General features: G+C 40.7%; 18 protein-coding genes. 15 read left to right on the top strand and 3 right to left on the bottom strand.

Annotated features, from left to right (window positions below):
• Window positions 1-310 precede the first annotated feature (310 nt).
• The 8 genes from ACWODM_RS00740 to cbpB all read left to right on the top strand — a co-directional run bounded on the left by ACWODM_RS00740 (window position 311) and on the right by cbpB (window position 6,737).
• Entirely contained in the window at window positions 311-1,048 is a 738-nt protein-coding gene (locus tag ACWODM_RS00740; protein ID WP_455319445.1) for an amino acid ABC transporter ATP-binding protein, read from the top strand.
• Window positions 1,049-1,059: 11 nt separating this feature from the next.
• Entirely contained in the window at window positions 1,060-1,872 is an 813-nt protein-coding gene (locus ACWODM_RS00735) for a transporter substrate-binding domain-containing protein (RefSeq protein ID WP_455319444.1), read from the top strand.
• A gap of 12 nt (window positions 1,873-1,884) precedes the next feature.
• The gene (locus tag ACWODM_RS00730; RefSeq protein WP_455319443.1) at window positions 1,885-2,532 is read left to right on the top strand and encodes an amino acid ABC transporter permease; all 648 of its coding nucleotides are present in this window, start codon (window positions 1,885-1,887) and stop codon (window positions 2,530-2,532) included.
• Between the two features lie 12 nt (window positions 2,533-2,544).
• Entirely contained in the window at window positions 2,545-3,201 is a 657-nt protein-coding gene (locus ACWODM_RS00725; protein WP_455319442.1) for an amino acid ABC transporter permease, read from the top strand.
• A gap of 273 nt (window positions 3,202-3,474) precedes the next feature.
• A complete protein-coding gene (racE, locus tag ACWODM_RS00720; protein ID WP_455319441.1) occupies window positions 3,475-4,332 on the top strand; it encodes a glutamate racemase in 858 nt (285 codons plus the stop codon).
• Complete coding sequence (rph, locus tag ACWODM_RS00715; RefSeq protein ID WP_455319440.1) at window positions 4,290-5,639, top strand: ribonuclease PH; 1,350 nt, start codon at window positions 4,290-4,292, stop codon at window positions 5,637-5,639. Before racE ends, rph begins: the two co-directional genes overlap by 43 nt.
• Window position 5,640: 1 nt before the next feature.
• Window positions 5,641-6,171 (top strand): metallophosphoesterase, encoded by a 531-nt coding sequence (locus tag ACWODM_RS00710; RefSeq protein WP_455319439.1) that lies wholly within the window; start codon window positions 5,641-5,643, stop codon window positions 6,169-6,171.
• Between the two features lie 80 nt (window positions 6,172-6,251).
• Window positions 6,252-6,737 carry a cyclic-di-AMP-binding protein CbpB gene (gene cbpB, locus ACWODM_RS00705; RefSeq protein ID WP_455319438.1) on the top strand — a complete coding sequence of 162 codons (486 nt, stop codon included), beginning with the start codon at window positions 6,252-6,254 and terminating at the stop codon, window positions 6,735-6,737.
• A 49-nt stretch (window positions 6,738-6,786) separates the two neighbouring features.
• On the opposite strand, the gene ACWODM_RS00700 is transcribed toward cbpB, so the two are convergent.
• Both ACWODM_RS00700 and fabI read right to left on the bottom strand, forming a co-directional pair.
• On the bottom strand, window positions 6,787-7,698 hold the full coding sequence (locus ACWODM_RS00700; RefSeq protein WP_455319437.1) for a mechanosensitive ion channel family protein: 912 nt from the start codon (window positions 7,696-7,698) through the stop codon (window positions 6,787-6,789).
• An 85-nt stretch (window positions 7,699-7,783) separates the two neighbouring features.
• On the bottom strand, window positions 7,784-8,539 hold the full coding sequence (gene fabI, locus ACWODM_RS00695) for an enoyl-ACP reductase FabI (protein ID WP_455319436.1): 756 nt from the start codon (window positions 8,537-8,539) through the stop codon (window positions 7,784-7,786).
• A gap of 208 nt (window positions 8,540-8,747) precedes the next feature.
• Here fabI and fabZ point away from each other — a divergent pair, with 208 nt between their 5' ends.
• Window positions 8,748-9,191 carry a 3-hydroxyacyl-ACP dehydratase FabZ gene (fabZ, locus tag ACWODM_RS00690; protein WP_455319435.1) on the top strand — a complete coding sequence of 148 codons (444 nt, stop codon included), beginning with the start codon at window positions 8,748-8,750 and terminating at the stop codon, window positions 9,189-9,191.
• Window positions 9,192-9,241: 50 nt separating this feature from the next.
• Here the strand turns inward: fabZ and ACWODM_RS00685 are convergent, their stop codons facing one another.
• On the bottom strand, window positions 9,242-9,991 hold the full coding sequence (locus ACWODM_RS00685) for a peptidylprolyl isomerase (RefSeq protein ID WP_455319434.1): 750 nt from the start codon (window positions 9,989-9,991) through the stop codon (window positions 9,242-9,244).
• A 176-nt stretch (window positions 9,992-10,167) separates the two neighbouring features.
• On the opposite strand from ACWODM_RS00685, the gene ACWODM_RS00680 reads away from it, so the two are divergent.
• The 6 genes from ACWODM_RS00680 to ACWODM_RS00655 all read left to right on the top strand — a co-directional run bounded on the left by ACWODM_RS00680 (window position 10,168) and on the right by ACWODM_RS00655 (window position 16,246).
• Complete coding sequence (locus tag ACWODM_RS00680; RefSeq protein ID WP_455319433.1) at window positions 10,168-11,259, top strand: DUF871 domain-containing protein; 1,092 nt, start codon at window positions 10,168-10,170, stop codon at window positions 11,257-11,259.
• A gap of 111 nt (window positions 11,260-11,370) precedes the next feature.
• A complete protein-coding gene (locus tag ACWODM_RS00675; protein WP_455319432.1) occupies window positions 11,371-12,300 on the top strand; it encodes an alpha/beta hydrolase in 930 nt (309 codons plus the stop codon).
• A 110-nt stretch (window positions 12,301-12,410) separates the two neighbouring features.
• The gene (obgE, locus tag ACWODM_RS00670) at window positions 12,411-13,724 is read left to right on the top strand and encodes a GTPase ObgE (RefSeq protein WP_455319431.1); all 1,314 of its coding nucleotides are present in this window, start codon (window positions 12,411-12,413) and stop codon (window positions 13,722-13,724) included.
• A gap of 192 nt (window positions 13,725-13,916) precedes the next feature.
• The gene (gene rnz, locus ACWODM_RS00665) at window positions 13,917-14,846 is read left to right on the top strand and encodes a ribonuclease Z (protein WP_455319430.1); all 930 of its coding nucleotides are present in this window, start codon (window positions 13,917-13,919) and stop codon (window positions 14,844-14,846) included.
• 11 nt (window positions 14,847-14,857) lie between these two features.
• Window positions 14,858-15,646 carry an SDR family NAD(P)-dependent oxidoreductase gene (locus ACWODM_RS00660; protein WP_455319429.1) on the top strand — a complete coding sequence of 263 codons (789 nt, stop codon included), beginning with the start codon at window positions 14,858-14,860 and terminating at the stop codon, window positions 15,644-15,646.
• Between the two features lie 213 nt (window positions 15,647-15,859).
• Window positions 15,860-16,246: a LapA family protein gene (locus ACWODM_RS00655; protein WP_455319428.1), complete on the top strand. Its 387-nt coding sequence runs from the start codon at window positions 15,860-15,862 to the stop codon at window positions 16,244-16,246.
• Window positions 16,247-16,260: the final 14 nt, after the last annotated feature.

The raw sequence follows: 16,260 nt of genomic DNA, 5'->3' as shown, positions 1-16,260 counted from the left end.
ATTTTAGGTGCTTCTAAGATCAAACGGCTTCACTACACTACGAAGGTTGATTTTGACAATCGTGAGATCAATTTGGGCGGATTCACGACTGATTTTGAGTGAAACCTTCTTAGATAAAGCATTGCTAGGAGGAAGAGCCTATAAATTAGAACAGCTCATAATTAACATACTAATGTTAGAAAATGACGGAATTTTCACATTTAATGGCTATTTTTATAAAAAACTTTACAAATTTGAAATTGCAAGTTTATAATATTCAGTAGCCCATTATTAAAATCGTCTCATAAAAGAAGAACAGGAGCGTGAAGCAATGTCAATGATTGAATTTAAGAACGTTGAAAAATACTACGGGAAATTTCATGCGTTGAAAAATATTAACTTGGAATTTGAAAAAGGTGAAGTCGTTGTAATTATTGGACCCTCAGGCTCTGGGAAGAGTACGATGCTGCGTACCATCAATGGACTGGAAACGATTAGTTCAGGACAGCTACTGGTCAATGATAAGGATATTCGTAGCAAGGAGACAAAGCTGACGGAGATTCGCAAAAATATTGGAATGGTTTTCCAGCACTTCAATTTATATCCTAATAAAACTGTGTTAGAAAATATTACGCTGGCACCGATCAAAGTTTTAAAAGAAAATGACACCGAAGCAGTCAAAAATGCAGAACAGATTTTAGATAGAGTAGGAATGTTAGACAAAAAAGATTCCTATCCTTCCATGCTTTCCGGTGGGCAGCAGCAACGTGTTGCGATCGCTCGTGGTTTGGCGATGCGTCCGGAGATGCTGTTGTTTGACGAACCAACTTCAGCCCTGGATCCGGAAATGATCGGGGATGTTCTAGATGTAATGAAAAAGATCGCACATGAGGGCATGTCAATGATCGTTGTGACTCATGAAATGGGCTTTGCCAGAGAAGTAGCGGATCGGGTCATTTTTATGGCGGAAGGTCAGGTCTTGGAAGACAGTCGCAATGTCAAAGAATTCTTTGAGAATCCGAAAGAGGAACGTGCCCAACAGTTTATTAGTAAAGTAATCAATCATTAGGAGGAAAAACTATGCGTAAAAAAACTTTTTTTTCCTATCTTGTCCTAGTATTGGCATTTATTGGTTTAACTGGATGTAAAACCAATAATGTTGCAGACTTGGATATTTTGGAAACAAGCAAAAGCTCGAATGAAATTATTTGGGGAGTGAAAAACGATACGCGCTTGTTCGGACTGATGGATATTCCATCAAGAGAAGTCAAGGGCTTCGATATCGATATCGCCAAGGCCATCACAGAAAAGCTCCTTGGACGAGATGGACGCGCGACTTTTGTTGAAGTAACTTCAAAAACGCGGATCCCGCTGTTGAAAAACGGAAACATCGATGCGATCATCGCCACGATGACGATCACTGAAGAACGGAAAGAACAAGTTGATTTTTCAGAAGTATATTTTGATGCCGGACAGTCACTTTTAGTTGAAAAAGGTAGTCCAATCACGAGTGTCGAAGATTTAGATGAAACAACTACTGCACTGGTTGTCAAGGGTTCTACTTCTGCTGTCAACATTCGAGAAGCCTCTCCGAATGCGAGAATTCTTGAGTTGGAAAACTATGCGGAAGCCTTTACTGCTTTACAGGCGGGACAAGGAGATGCCATGACAACGGATAATGCGATTTTGTTGGGGATGGCAAGTGAAAACTCTAACTATGAATTAGTTGGTGGTACGTTCACAGAAGAGCCGTATGGGATTGCGATCAATAAAGGACAGGAAAACTTTCTTGATGCAGTGAATGCGGCTTTAAGAGAAATGCATGAAGATGGGACTTATGACGAGATTTTTGATAAATGGTTCCCAGATGATGATAGTGGAAAAGTGGATTAAGGAGGGGATTCGATGATTGAGTTGTTTCAAGCAAATGCAGGTTTGTTTTTTGAAGGATTTAAGTATACGATCCTTTCTAGTGTCTTGGCACTGATTTTTAGTTTGATCATTGGAACATTGATGGCGATTTTTCAGCTTTCTGAAAATAAATTAGTCAAAGGATTGGCTAAAGGATATGTAGAGTTCTTTAGAAATGTTCCGTTACTGATCATTGTTATGTTTTTTTATGTAGTCTTACCTTTATACGGATTGCCTTTTGACGGCTTTCAAGCAGGTACGATTGGCTTAACGATCTATACATCAGCTTTTATTGCGGAGACTGTCCGTTCGGGTATTCAAACAGTACCCAAGGGTCAAATGGAAGCAGGTCTGTCTTCTGGCTTTAGTTATGGTGAAACGATGCGCTTCATCGTTCTGCCACAAGCCTTTAAGATCGTCATTCCGCCATTGGGAGGACAGTTTATCAATTTGATCAAGAATTCTTCCATTTTAGCGATGGTTGCAGGACTAGATCTGATGTATCAGGGTGATTTGGTTGCGAATGCCACATTTATTACTTTTGAGACATATATTATCGTCGGCATTTTCTATTTGGTTTTGACTTTGCCATTGTCTTACGCTATGGCATATTTAGAAAAACGCTGGGCAATTCGAGGATAGGAGGAGACAACAATGGATTTTATTGGTGCATTTTCACTCGCAAATTTGCGATTTTTACTAGATGGCTTACAGATTACCGTTGCGGTTTCCGTACTGTCTATTGTATTTAGTTTTTTGATTGGTGGTTTGGTAGGAACTTTGCGTTTTGCAGATATCCCAATTTTTTCAAAAATTCTGGGGATTCTTGTCGATGTGATTCGTAATTTACCACTGCTCTTGATTATTTTCTTCACCTATTTTGCTTTACCGCAAATAGGGATTCGTTTCAATATTTTTTGGTCAGCAGTAGTCGCATTGACGATTTTTGAATCCGCCATGTTGTCAGAAATTTTCCGTGCGGGTCTAAATGCTGTTCCAAAAGGCCAAATGGAGGCTGGGCTTTCAACTGGACTGTCTTACGTTGAGACTATGTGGACGATCGTATTGCCTCAGGCTTTCCGTTCGATGATTCCAGCAATCGTCAGTCAGTTGATCTCTTTGGTGAAGGATACTTCACTGGCAGTGATCATTTCACTTCCTGAATTGACACATCACTCACGAATCATTTATGGTCAGAACACCAACTATGTGATTCCAATGTTCGCAGCGATGACCATCAGCTACTTTGCTATTTGTTATATCTTGTCATTGCTTTCAAATTATTTGGAAACAAAACGTTACAAATATTGATTGAATAGAATAGACTGCCCAGAAGCTGGATTCATTCTGACTTCTGGGCCTTTTTCTTTTTTTAACGGATCGAACTCGTTTGATTCTTGGTCTTCAGGATACATAGAGCTAAACTTCCTTGTGTAGTGAGACGGTTCTTTAAAAAAATCGATGATAAAAAGCTACAGAAAATTGGTTTTTGACTGATTATAGGAAGGAACACTTGAAAAAAAAGATAAAAAAGTACAAAATAAGGAAACAGGTATGTCTAAGAGAAACAAAGGATGGAAAAGAATGACAAATAAGCAACCTATCGGCTTTATTGATTCCGGTGTAGGTGGATTGACGGTCGTCAAGGAAGCAATCAAACAACTCCCTAACGAAAACATTATTTATCTGGGAGATACTGCTCGTTGCCCCTATGGACCGCGTCCAGCAAAACAAGTAATTGAATATACTTGGGAGATGACCCGGTTTTTATTAAGAAAAAATATCAAGATGCTTGTGATCGCTTGTAATACGGCGACAGCAGTGGCATTAGATGAAATCAAAAAACAATTGGTTATTCCGGTAGTAGGGGTTATTTTACCGGGAACCAGAGCAGCTGTAAAGTCAACCAAGAATCTTCAGATTGGAGTCATTGGAACAGCTGGAACGGTGAAAAGCGGTTCATACAAACAGGCGATCATTACAAAAGTACCTGAAGCAGCTGTAACGAGTTTGGCTTGCCCCAAATTCGTACCGATCGTTGAAAGCAATCAGTTTCAATCATCAGTAGCGAAAAAAATCGTTGCTGAAACACTACTGCCTTTAAAAAACAAAAAGATCGATACATTGATTTTGGGATGTACACACTATCCCTTATTGCGTCCAATCATTCAGAATGTCATGGGACAAAATGTCAAACTGATCGATTCCGGCGCTGAAACGATTGGTGAAGTCAGTATGCTGCTGGATTATTTTGATATTGCCAATACAGATACATTATCAAAGGCAGACTATTCATTTTACACCACTGGCTCAACAGTAATGTTTGACGGGATCGCTAAAGAGTGGCTGGCAGCACTGCCTGTTTACTCGAAGCATATTGAATTAGGAGGAAGCCAATCATGCGACACGATGGTAGAAAAACACATAACTTACGATCAGTAAAAATCAACACACATGTTTATAAACATCCAGAAGGTTCAGTTGTTGTTTCATTTGGCGATACAGAAGTCATTTGTTCTGCAACAGTCGAGGAATCAGTACCACCGTTTTTAAGAAACACAGGGAGAGGCTGGGTAACTGCAGAATACAGTATGCTGCCTCGCGCGACGAACACCCGAAATCGACGTGAAAGCTCCAAAGGAAAATTAACAGGGCGTACGATGGAGATCCAACGTTTGATCGGTCGATCTCTACGAGCGGTCGTGGATTTGGAAAAATTGGGTGAACGCAGTATCGTTGTTGATTGTGACGTGGTTCAAGCCGATGGTGGGACACGAACAGCCAGTATCACCGGAGCATTCGTTGCTTTACGTCTAGCAGTTAACAAACTGTTACAGAGTCATTTGCTGAAGGAAGATCCAATCAAGGAGCACCTTGCAGCAATCAGTGTCGGTATCTTGCCAGATGGCAGCTGTGCAGTTGATTTGGATTATGAAGAGGACAGTGCCGCTCAAGTCGATATGAACCTGGTCATGACTGAATCTGGACGTTTTGTCGAGATCCAAGGAACAGGCGAAGGGGCGACCTTCGACGGTGAGCAATTGAATGAAATGCTTGTTTATGGAAAAGTTGCGATAGAGGAACTCATTTTACGACAAAAGGATGTTCTCTATGTAAAAAAAGAGAATCTGAAACAATTGTCGGATAAAACAATCATGATCGCGACGGGGAACCTTGGAAAAGCCAAAGAATTTGCTGAAATGTTTGGTGAAGCTGGTTATAAAGTCAAAACATTGAAGGATTTCCCTGAATTACCGGATGTAGCTGAGACTGGACGAACATTTGAAGAAAATGCCCGTTTGAAAGCTGAAACGATCGCCAACATTTTGCAATGTCCAGTATTGGCAGATGATTCAGGTTTGAAGGTGGATGCATTGGGAGGCATGCCGGGAATTTATTCTGCGCGTTTTGCAGGAGAGCAGAAAAGTGATGCAGCCAATAATGCTAAATTACTTTATGAATTGACAGATACTCCTGATGAAGAGAGAACTGCCCAATTTCACTGTACATTGGTTTTTGCCGCTCCTAAAAAGCAAAGTCTAGTCGTGGAAGCCGAATGGCCAGGTCGAATTGCACGTATCCCAAGAGGTGAAAATGGCTTTGGCTATGACTCTTTATTTATTGTAGATGGAACAGATACAACCGCTGCTGAGATCTCGAGCGAAGAGAAAAACAAGCACAGTCATCGTGGACAAGCGATTGAAAAGCTACGTGATCAATGGCAAGTTTGGCTAGAAGGAGGCGTCTGATTTGAAATATTTAGTTGTTAGTGACAATCATGGAGATCGTCAAGTTCTAGTAGATCTTTTTGCACATTATCAGGGAAAAGTTGATTACATCATCCATTGTGGAGACTCCGAACTGCCTGGGGATGATGAATTATGGGAACAGGCTTATGTCGTAACTGGAAACTGTGACTATGATAGCAAATACAAAAAAAATCGGGTGATAGACACTGGGGAAGACCGGATTTACGTTACCCACGGTCATTTATCGGATGTACGTTTTGGTATTACTCAATTGGGCTTGGAAGCACAGGCAGCCAATGCAAGTATCGTATTGTTTGGCCATACACATCAAATCGGCTGTGAGAAAGTTGGATCACGCCTATTTTTGAATCCGGGAAGTATCTCGCAACCGCGGGGACCGATCCAGATAAAAAGTTATGCGATCATAGACAGCCAGCCAGATGCTTATTACGTTCAGTATTATAGTCGAGATTTTCAGCCGGTGCCAGAGTTGGCCTTTGTATTTAAAAAAAAAGTTATTAGAAATTTATAAAGAAAGCGATTTCTCTGCTTTCTTTTTCTATTTTAAGGTAGAATAGGAAGGTAGTGTAAATGTGAAATGGAGGTATACAATTGATTGGTAAGTATACAGAGGCTTTATTGATGGAAAATCAGGAAAATTTTCTGGTATCCGCTGAAAATGTAGCAACTGTTTTATATAGTCATCCATTGGAGCACGCCTTGCTGGTTTTGTCAAAAGTAGGTTATGCTAAAATCCCGGTTTTAGATTTTGAAGACCATTTAGTAGGATTGATTAGTCTAGCAAATATTATTGATAAAATGATGGGACTGACTGGCTTTGATACGAGTTTATTGGATGGATTGACAGTGGCAGATGTTATGGAAGTAAATGTCTCATCGATTCATCCGAATGGCGAGCTGGAGGATCTGCTTCATTTATTAGTCAATGGTTCCTTTTTGCCTGTTGTAGATGAAGAAAACATTTTTCAAGGGATCGTGACAAGAAAAGAACTATTAAAATCAGTCAATCATTTGGTGCATGAACTGGAAAAAAGATACGTAGTGACGCCGAAAGAGGACGCAATAAAAATTAGTTAAAAAAATGTCGAGAAGCAGGCAACTGCATTCTCGACATTTTTTATTAGATTCAAATCAAAACAGGTGTTTTGGGAATCGTATAGCCTGCTTCAGAAAGTTCGTGAATTGAAGCAGCCAACAAATCTTCCTGGATTTTTAACTGACGTCCGTTGCTTACATACATCGTTGTTCGAATCACATAATTGCTATTTCCCAAATCAACAAGTCCAAAGACAACAGGAGGTGTTTGGATGGCTTCTGTGTACTCTTTGACGATCCATTCATTGGCACGTTCGACAGCCTGACGTATGCCATCAAGACCCTCTGTCGGATCGATTCGAACATCGACAAGTACCCGCATATCTGCGCGGGAAGTATTACTGATTGTCGTAATGTTTCGATTGGGGATGTAATGTACCGTCCCGTCGGATGACTTCAGCTGAAGTGTACGTAAACCAACAGAAGTGACTGTCCCTTCAATCGTTAAGTTGGTCAATTGAATATAATCCCCCACATCGATCTGCTGCTCTGTAATGATAAAAAAACCAGTAATAATATCATTCATAAAGCCTTGGGCACCAAGACCAACAGCCAGACCAGCGATCCCAGCCCCAGCTAAGAGTGAGCCTACAGGAATCCCCACGGTCGACAAGATCGAATAGAGAAAAAAGAATCCTAGTGTGTACTGGATGACATTACGAATCAACGTTCGCAATGTTCCCATGCGTATCTCATTATTTTTTTTCTTTCCATAAGATTTAAATCCTCGATCAACTAAAAAACTGGCTAATCGGGAAAGAAAAGCAAACAAAAGGACAATGAAGAAAATCGTCAATCCTTTTTGTATCACCAAACCTGTAATAGCTTCCCAGTCCAGACTGTTCCACCAGCGTTGAACCGCATTGAATTGCTCGGCAGCCGGCTCAATGATATTGATCTCTGACGAATCTACCGTCCCAACTGTTCCTAAAAGAAAATTCATGATGATCCCTCCAACATTTTCTGACCCTTATTGTAGCAAGGGATTGAAAAAAAGGAAATCAATTGTACTGCGTATAAAAGAAAAATTAAGATAAATGAACACCTTTGTCTACGAAAATAGTTTCGCCGATGATTCCAGCTGATAGTGGACTAATTAAAAAGGCTACCGCATTTCCAACTTCTTCAATGGTTACACCAATATGATCAGGAGTGCGATCCTCAGATAATTGGATAAGTTTTTGGTGATCTTTCACACCAGTTACAGCTAGCGTTTTAATAGCTCCTGCTGAGACAGCATTCACACGAATTTTTTGTGGAGATAACTCCGCTGCTAGATAACGAACGGCTGATTCGAGAGCAGCTTTCGCAATGCCCATCATGTTGTAGTTAGGAACGGCACGTTCTGCACCTAAATAAGTTAAGGTCACTACTCCGCTATTGTCCGCTAAAATTGGTTTTGCATACTTTGTTACAGCAATTAGTGAATAACTACTAATATCTTGCGCCAAGGCATAACCTTCACGAGAAATTTCTGTAACGCCACCTTGTAAATCTTCTTTGTTTGCATAGGCCACTGCATGAACGACACCATGGATTTCCCCAGCGTACTCTTTAATTTCTTCAAAGGCTTTTTCGATGCTGGCATCTGTAGCTACATCCATTTCAACTAAAAATTCGTCTCCCTCTAGTAATCTCTCTAAAGGCTTTCTCATACGTTCATTTTGATAAGTGTAAATAACTTCTGCCCCTTGGTCTCGTAGAGCTTTGGCACAACCCCAAGCAATACTACGTTTATTAGCTACGCCCATTACGACAATTTTTTTTCCAGTTAAAAAACTCATAGTTCCACTCCTTAAATAAATATCTGAATAAGTTCATTCAATTTTGAATCATGGCACACTACCATGATTATCTATTATTAGACAAAATTGTTTGATTGTCAAACTAAATTTACTGAATTAATTCTAAAGTTGCTAAATTATCAAAAATATGATACTTTGATAATCAAAGTAAAAGAAAATTTCGAAAATGATGAAAAGAGGAACAAAAATGAAAAAATTGTTGACTGAAGTAGAAGTAATGGATTTGATTCCCAACCGTTATCCGATTATTTATATAGACTATGTAGATTCGATTGAACCCGGCAAAAAAATTATTGCCACTAAAAATGTAACCATCAATGAAGATTTTTTCCAAGGACATTTTCCTGGAAATCCGGTAATGCCAGGAGCTTTGATTTTAGAAACTTTGGCACAGGCAGGATCAATCTTGATCTTAAAATCAGAAGAATTTTTAGGACGTACCGCTTATATCGGTGGAATCAACAAAGCGAAATTCCGCCAAAAGGTCGTTCCTGGAGATACGATCAAATTGTCCTTTGAGATTACGAAAGTCAAAGGCTCTGTAGGTACTGCTGATGCTGTGGCAACGGTAGATGGCAAGAAAGCTGCGGAATGCGAGTTCACATTCATCGTTGGCGAGCAAAAACAATAAGGATTAAAAAGAGACGTTGGAAAATGCTGATTCCAACGTCTCTTTTTTTGCTATTTTGCTTCTTGTAGAACATGGATCGTTTCGATTTTCACTGGTTCCAGAGGGATCGAATAAGAACCAGAAGCGTCTGCTTCGTCGGTTTTCTCAGCAGTTGCGATCTGATCAACGACGTCCATGCCTTCAATCACTTGGCCAAAGACCGTGTAGTTACCATCTAAAGAAGGATAACCACCATCTTTATAAGCTTCAATGATTTGTTCAGGTGTAAATTGGATTGCCAGATCCTTTGAAGCATCCTGATTGTTTTGAACAATGAAGAACTGACTGCCTTGGCTGTCTAAAGCTGTTGAACGAGCCATCGCTAGTGCACCACGAATATGGTAAAGGTGTGGAGAGATCTCGACTTCAAACCCTTCACCCCAAATACTTTCGCCGCCACTACCGTTTCCTTGAGGATCACCGCCCTGGATCATAAAGTCTTCGATCACTCGATGAAAGACTAGTCCATCATAGTAGCCATCTTTCGCATGGGTCATAAAGTTTTCTACCGCCTTGGGTGCGTACTCTGGAAACAATTTGACTGTGACTGTTCCTTCGGTAGTGACGATTTCCACTAAAGATTCATTTTCTTTTACTTCGCTATCTAGCTGAGGCAATTCGATCGTACTCAGATCAACAGAGCTCTCGCTGGTTGAGGAAGAAGTAGAGGTACTTTCCTGGGTTTCTGAAGTGCTGCAAGCTGAAAGTAGTAGCATACTGGCAACCGCAGTAAAAAATAAGCTGATTTTTTTCTTTTTCATAAAGCGAATTCCTTTCTTGATAAACGTCTTATTTATCATATCAAAGAACATTTTCTTTTCCTAGTTTTATTGATAAAAATATTCGACAAAAAAAGCAATTGTCTTTTTGGTCTAGATCAATTATAATGAAAGAGGATACAAAATTTGTTTTTTATTTCTAGGAGGATTTTTTTACAATGGGAAAATTAGGAATTTCGATTTATCCAGAGCGTTCCACATTTGAAAAGGACAAGGCCTACTTAGATTTGGCACACAAGTATGGATTTAAGCGAGTATTTACAAGCTTACTGCAAATCGAAGACGACAAAGAAAAAGTATTAGCAGAATTCAAAGAAGTCGTTGCTTATGCCAATAGCTTGGATATGGAAGTGATGGTGGATATCAATCCATCTTTATTTGAACAATTAGGGATCTCTTACGACGATTTATCGTTTTTTGATGAGATGGGTGCTTACGGTGTTCGTCTAGATATTGGTTTTACTGGTTCAGAGGAAGCGCAAATGACTCGTAATCCTTATAATCTTAAAATTGAGATCAATATGAGTACGGGAACAAGCTATGTTGACAATATTATGTCTTATTCACCGAATACAGAAAATTTACTAGGCTCTCATAATTTTTACCCTCATCGCTATTCTGGCTTGGGCTACGATCATTTTGTTCGCTGTTCCGAGCAGTTCCGTCAATACAATTTGAACACGATGGCCTTTGTCAATTCCCACGATGCGACATTCGGTCCTTGGCCGACTCAGGATGGGCTGTGTTCTTTGGAGGATCATCGTGAGTTAGAGATTGGCACACAAGTCAAGCATCTGATGCTGACGGGTTTGATCGATGATATTTTGGTGGGGAATGCTTATGCTTCAGAAGCAGAGCTAAAGGCCATGTCAGAAGCGTTCTTTGCTGCTTATCCAACCTTAAAAGTGGTGGTTGAAGAAGAGATCACAGCAAATGAACGGGTTTGTCTATTTGACAACTTGCACAGCTATCGCGGCGACCGCTCTGAATACATCCTTCGTTCAACCATGACCCGTGTTTACTATAAGGACAAAGAATTCCCCCCTCACACCACCCGTGATATCCTGCGTGGGGATGTTTTGATCGACAATGAAGGCTATGGTCAGTACAAAGGGGAAACACAAATTGCCTTGAAAGAAATGAAAAATGACGGACGGGTCAATGTTGTCGGTCATATTTCAGAAGATGAGGCTTTCTTGCTCAATTTCTTAAAACCATGGTCCAACTTTAAGCTGGTGGAAGTAAAATAATCAACCCAATCTCTCGTACATTTAGTATGAGAGATTTTTTATTCAAAAAGATTGTTGAAAAATGCTTTTTTCTTTATACTTGTTGTGTAGAAAGGATCGTGTAAGGAAGGTATGAAACTAGTGATGCGCATTTTATTAGGACTTGTTTTAGTGAGTATTGTGGGATTGATCTGGGCAGGAAATTATTTTTATCAATATGCTGTCGTACCATCAGAAAAAGATTTTTTAGCAAAGGATACACCAGGTACAGACATCGTGGAGGAACAAGAAGCTACTGACTGGTATACGAATGAAGAAAATCGAAGTCGGTGGCAGCTGGAGTCTGACGATGGACTGAAGTTATCCGCAATATATCTGCCAGCAAATCAAAACAATCATCGAACAGCGATTGTCGGCCATGGCTACATGGGGAATGCAGAAACGATGAGCGAGTATGCAAAAATGTATCATGACTGGGGCTACAATGTCTTAGTTCCAGATGCGAGAGGACACGGAGAAAGCGAAGGACACTATATTGGTTTTGGTTGGCATGAACGTAAAGATTACCTTCAATGGATCGACCAGGTGTTAGCCCATAATGGTCCAGAGGAAAAAATCACTCTCTATGGTTTGAGTATGGGAGCTGCCACAGTCATGATGGTCAGTGGTGAAGAATTACCAGACAATGTGGTTTCGATCGTGGAGGATTGTGGCTATTCCTCGATCAATGATGAGTTAGCCTATCAACTGAAGGATATGTTTCGTTTGCCGGCCTTTCCTTTGATCCCAATGACTAGCTTAATTACGAAACTACGTGCAGGTTACTTTTTTGGTGAAGGAGATGCAGTCAAACAGTTGGCAAAAAATACTCGACCGATTTTGTTCATTCATGGAGAGGCAGACAAATTCGTTCCTTTTTCCATGTTGGACAAGGTCTATCAGGCAACTACGGCATCTAAAGAACGCTGGATCGTTCCAAATGCCGGTCATGCCAAAAGTTTTTCTGTAGATAAACAGCAATACAAAGAAAAAATAGAAACTTTTTTAGAAAAATATCAATGAATCCACAGAAACATAACGAAAAGATAGACAAATAGCTGTTTGGTAGGTACAATGAAAAAGGCTTTGACACAAAGGATTAGTTTAGTAAATAGAATGGAGGACACAAGTAAATGTCCATGTTTTTAGATCAAGTAACTATTGACGTAAAGGCTGGTAAAGGCGGCGACGGAATGGTTGCATTTAGAAGAGAGAAATATGTTCCAGATGGTGGACCTGCTGGCGGCGATGGTGGTCGTGGAGGAAATGTCGTTCTCGTGGTGGATGAAGGACTACGCACATTGATGGATTTTCGATTTAATCGTCATTTTAAAGCACAAGTTGGCGAAAATGGGATGAGTAAAGGAATGCACGGTAGAGGTTCTGAAGACCTGCTAGTAAAGGTTCCTGAAGGGACAACGGTTCGTGATGCAGAAACTGGGGCTCTTTTAGGAGACTTGATAGAGCAGGGTCAGACATTGGTCGTTGCTCGCGGAGGACGTGGAGGACGTGGAAATATCCGTTTTGCTTCTCCTCGCAACCCAGCACCTGAAATCGCAGAAAATGGTGAGCCAGGGCAAGAACGTAAGATCGAATTAGAATTAAAAGTGTTAGCAGATGTAGGTTTGGTAGGTTTTCCATCTGTAGGGAAATCAACCTTGTTGTCAGTTATTTCTTCTGCAAGACCTAAAATCGGTGCCTATCACTTTACCACTTTAGTACCGAATCTAGGGATGGTCAGCACGAAAGACGACCGCAGCTTTGCTGTGGCAGATTTGCCAGGTCTGATTGAAGGAGCTTCACAGGGGGTTGGACTGGGTACTCAGTTCTTACGCCATATTGAACGGACACGTGTTATTTTGCATGTGATCGATATGAGCGGAATGGAAGGACGCGATCCTTACGAAGATTACCTAGCGATCAATAATGAATTGAGTTCCCACAACTTGCGTTTGTTGGAACGTCCACAGATCATCGTAGCTAACAAGATGGACATGCCGGATGCAGAAGAAAATCTGAAAAAATTCAAAGAAGATCTGGCGAAGGAGCAAACAGATGAATTTGCTGATCCAATGCCAATTTTCCCAATTTCAGGAGTTACTCGCCAAGGTTTGGACACATTGTTGAGTGCGACAGCTGACTTACTGGAGATCACACCAGAGTTTCCATTGTACGAAGAAGAAATCGAAGAAGAAGTGGTTCAATACGGCTTTGTTTCAGATAAGCCTGACTTTGAGATCAATCGTGATCCAGATACAACATGGGTCTTGTCGGGTGAAAAACTGGAGAAATTGTTCGAAATGACTAATTTCGAACACGATGAAACAGTGATGCGTTTTGCTCGTCAATTACGCGGAATGGGCGTGGACGAAGCACTTCGAGCAAGAGGAGCCAAAGACGGCGATATCGTTCGCATCGGTAAATTTGAATTTGAATTTGTTGAATAAAATGAAGGGAACTGACAGCATGCTGTCGGTTTCTTTTTTTAGAAGGTAATTCATTTCCAAATGGACCGAATATTGATACAATCAAGATAAGAACAAATCGTCTCGTCTTCTTACATTCGCCTGATCGAAAGAATGACTCAAGAGCGGTTCAGTTAGAATAAAGAAGAATTTAGAGAGAAAGTAAGGAGAACTATGGAATTAGAATTTTTAGGAACGGGTGCTGGAGTCCCTGCCAAACATCGAAACGTGACAAGTATTGCTTTAAAATTATTGGACGAACGAAATGCCGTCTGGTTGTTTGACTGCGGGGAAGGGACCCAAATGCAGATTTTACATACAACGATTCGTCCAAGAAAAATAGAGAAAATCTTTCTTACACATCTGCATGGAGATCATATTTTTGGTTTGCCTGGCTTGATCAGCAGCCGTTCTTTTCAGGGAGGAACAGAACCATTAGAAATTTACGGACCTACTGGTACAGAAGAATTCATTCGGACGGCACTAAAAATATCACGAACGCGTTTGAGCTATCCGCTTAAATTTATTGAGATCGATCAAGAAGGCATCCTTTTTAAGGACAAGCAGTTTGAAGTATCCTGTAAGAAGCTAGATCATGGGATCGACAGTTATGGCTATCGAGTCGTTGAGGCCGACCATCAGGGAGAGTTGAAAGTGGAAGAGCTTTCTGCTTTGGGCATTCAACCGGGACCTATCTATGGTCAGATCAAACGTGGGGATACTGTAACGCTACCAGATGGGAGAGAAGTCGACGGCAGACAATTTGTCGGACAACCAAAAAAAGGTCGGATCGTGACTATTTTGGGAGACACACGCTACCACAGTCATTCAGTGGAGCTTGCAAGAGATGCAGATGTCCTCGTTCATGAAAGTACCTTCAAAAAAGATGAGGAAAAAATGGCTCGAACTTACTACCATTCGACTACTCAACAGGCGGCCAAAGTTGCTAAAGAAGCTCAGGTCAAGCAATTGATTCTGACTCATATCAGTGCACGTTATTTAGCAAAGGATGTCCTTGATTTACGCGCAGAAGCAGAAGAGATCTTTCCACAGGTTCGAGTGGCCAAAGATTTTTATGTATTACCGATACACTTTGAAGAATAGGAGGCAGAAAAATGAAATTAGAAAATAAAGTCGTTCTTGTAACCGGTGGATCCACAGGACTAGGAGAACAAATTTGTTATGAAGCAGCAGAACAAGGAGCGATCGTGGTGGTTTGTGCCCGTCGAATCCATTTGATCGGTCAGGTCAAGGAACGTTGTATGGAGTTGAGCCAGAAAGAAGCCTATGCTTTTCAAGTGGATGTAGCAAATCCTAAAAGCATTGATAGCTTGATGGAAAAGCTTGAACAAGAAGTTGGAGCTGTGGATGTTTTAGTCAACGATGCAGGCTTTGGACATTTTGAAAACTTTGTTTCTTTTGATATGGAGACCGCTCGCAATATGTTTGAGGTCAATGTATTGGGAATGATGCTGTTGACTCAAAGAATTGCGATCGAAATGCTTGAACAGCAATCGGGACATATCATCAATGTAGCTTCGATGGCTGGGAAAATGGCTACTCCGAAATCCACTGTGTACTCAGCAACAAAATTTGCAGTTATAGGTTTTTCCAATGCCTTGAGATTAGAATTAAAGCCCTTTGATATTTACGTAACCACAGTAAATCCAGGACCGATCAAAACCGAGTTTTTTGATAAAGCAGATCCTTCTGGCAGCTACTTAGAAAATGTCGACGGTTTGATTCTTGATGCTGAAAAACTGGCACAGCAGATCGTGAAAAAAATGCTTCATCCGAAACGCGAGATCAATCGCCCGATCATGATGGAAGTGGCCGCCCGATTTTATCAACTGTTTCCTCATATCGGTGATTATTTGGCTGGGGGATTGTTCAACAAAAAATAGAACTAGCAGTTCCACTTTGCCAGTCCTACTTACTAGGAACTCCAAGCTAGTAGGATGGTATGCGTGGAGAGAATCAAACTTAAATTTTCGCTTTTTGAAAATTTAAATACGCTAAAACGAAGTAGCACTAGAAACTCTAAGCTAGCGGAATGGTATGCGTAAAGAGAATCAAACGAACATTTTCCTTCATAAAAAATACGAGGAGTGATCAAAATGAAAAATCAGTGGCGAATTATTTTAGGGTTGGTTTTAACATTACTGATTGTTATTTTTGCAGTGATGAATACCATGACAGTCAATATTAACTTTGGTTTCTCTGAGATCTCAGCACCGCTTATCGTTGTCGTGATCGGTTCAGCCTTTATCGGAGCGATCATTATTGTTTTAGTGACCACGGGAACGATCTGGCAGCAACGTCGGGAGATCAAGCATCTTCAGAAGCAAAAAGAGGAACTCGATAACGAGATCGACAAAAGAGTGGCTGACAAGAAAGAAGAACTGGAACGAGAATACAATAACAAAACAGCCGAATTGGAAGCCGTTCATACTGTTTATCCAGCCGAAACTCAGCCAGAGCAAGCTGCTGATTGGCAGGAGTAAAAGAAAAAACAAGT

Source organism: Enterococcus olivae (assembly GCF_053760925.1).
The sequence above is the reverse complement of the archived record's forward strand: the minus strand, read 5'-3'. Positions and strand labels throughout refer to the sequence as shown.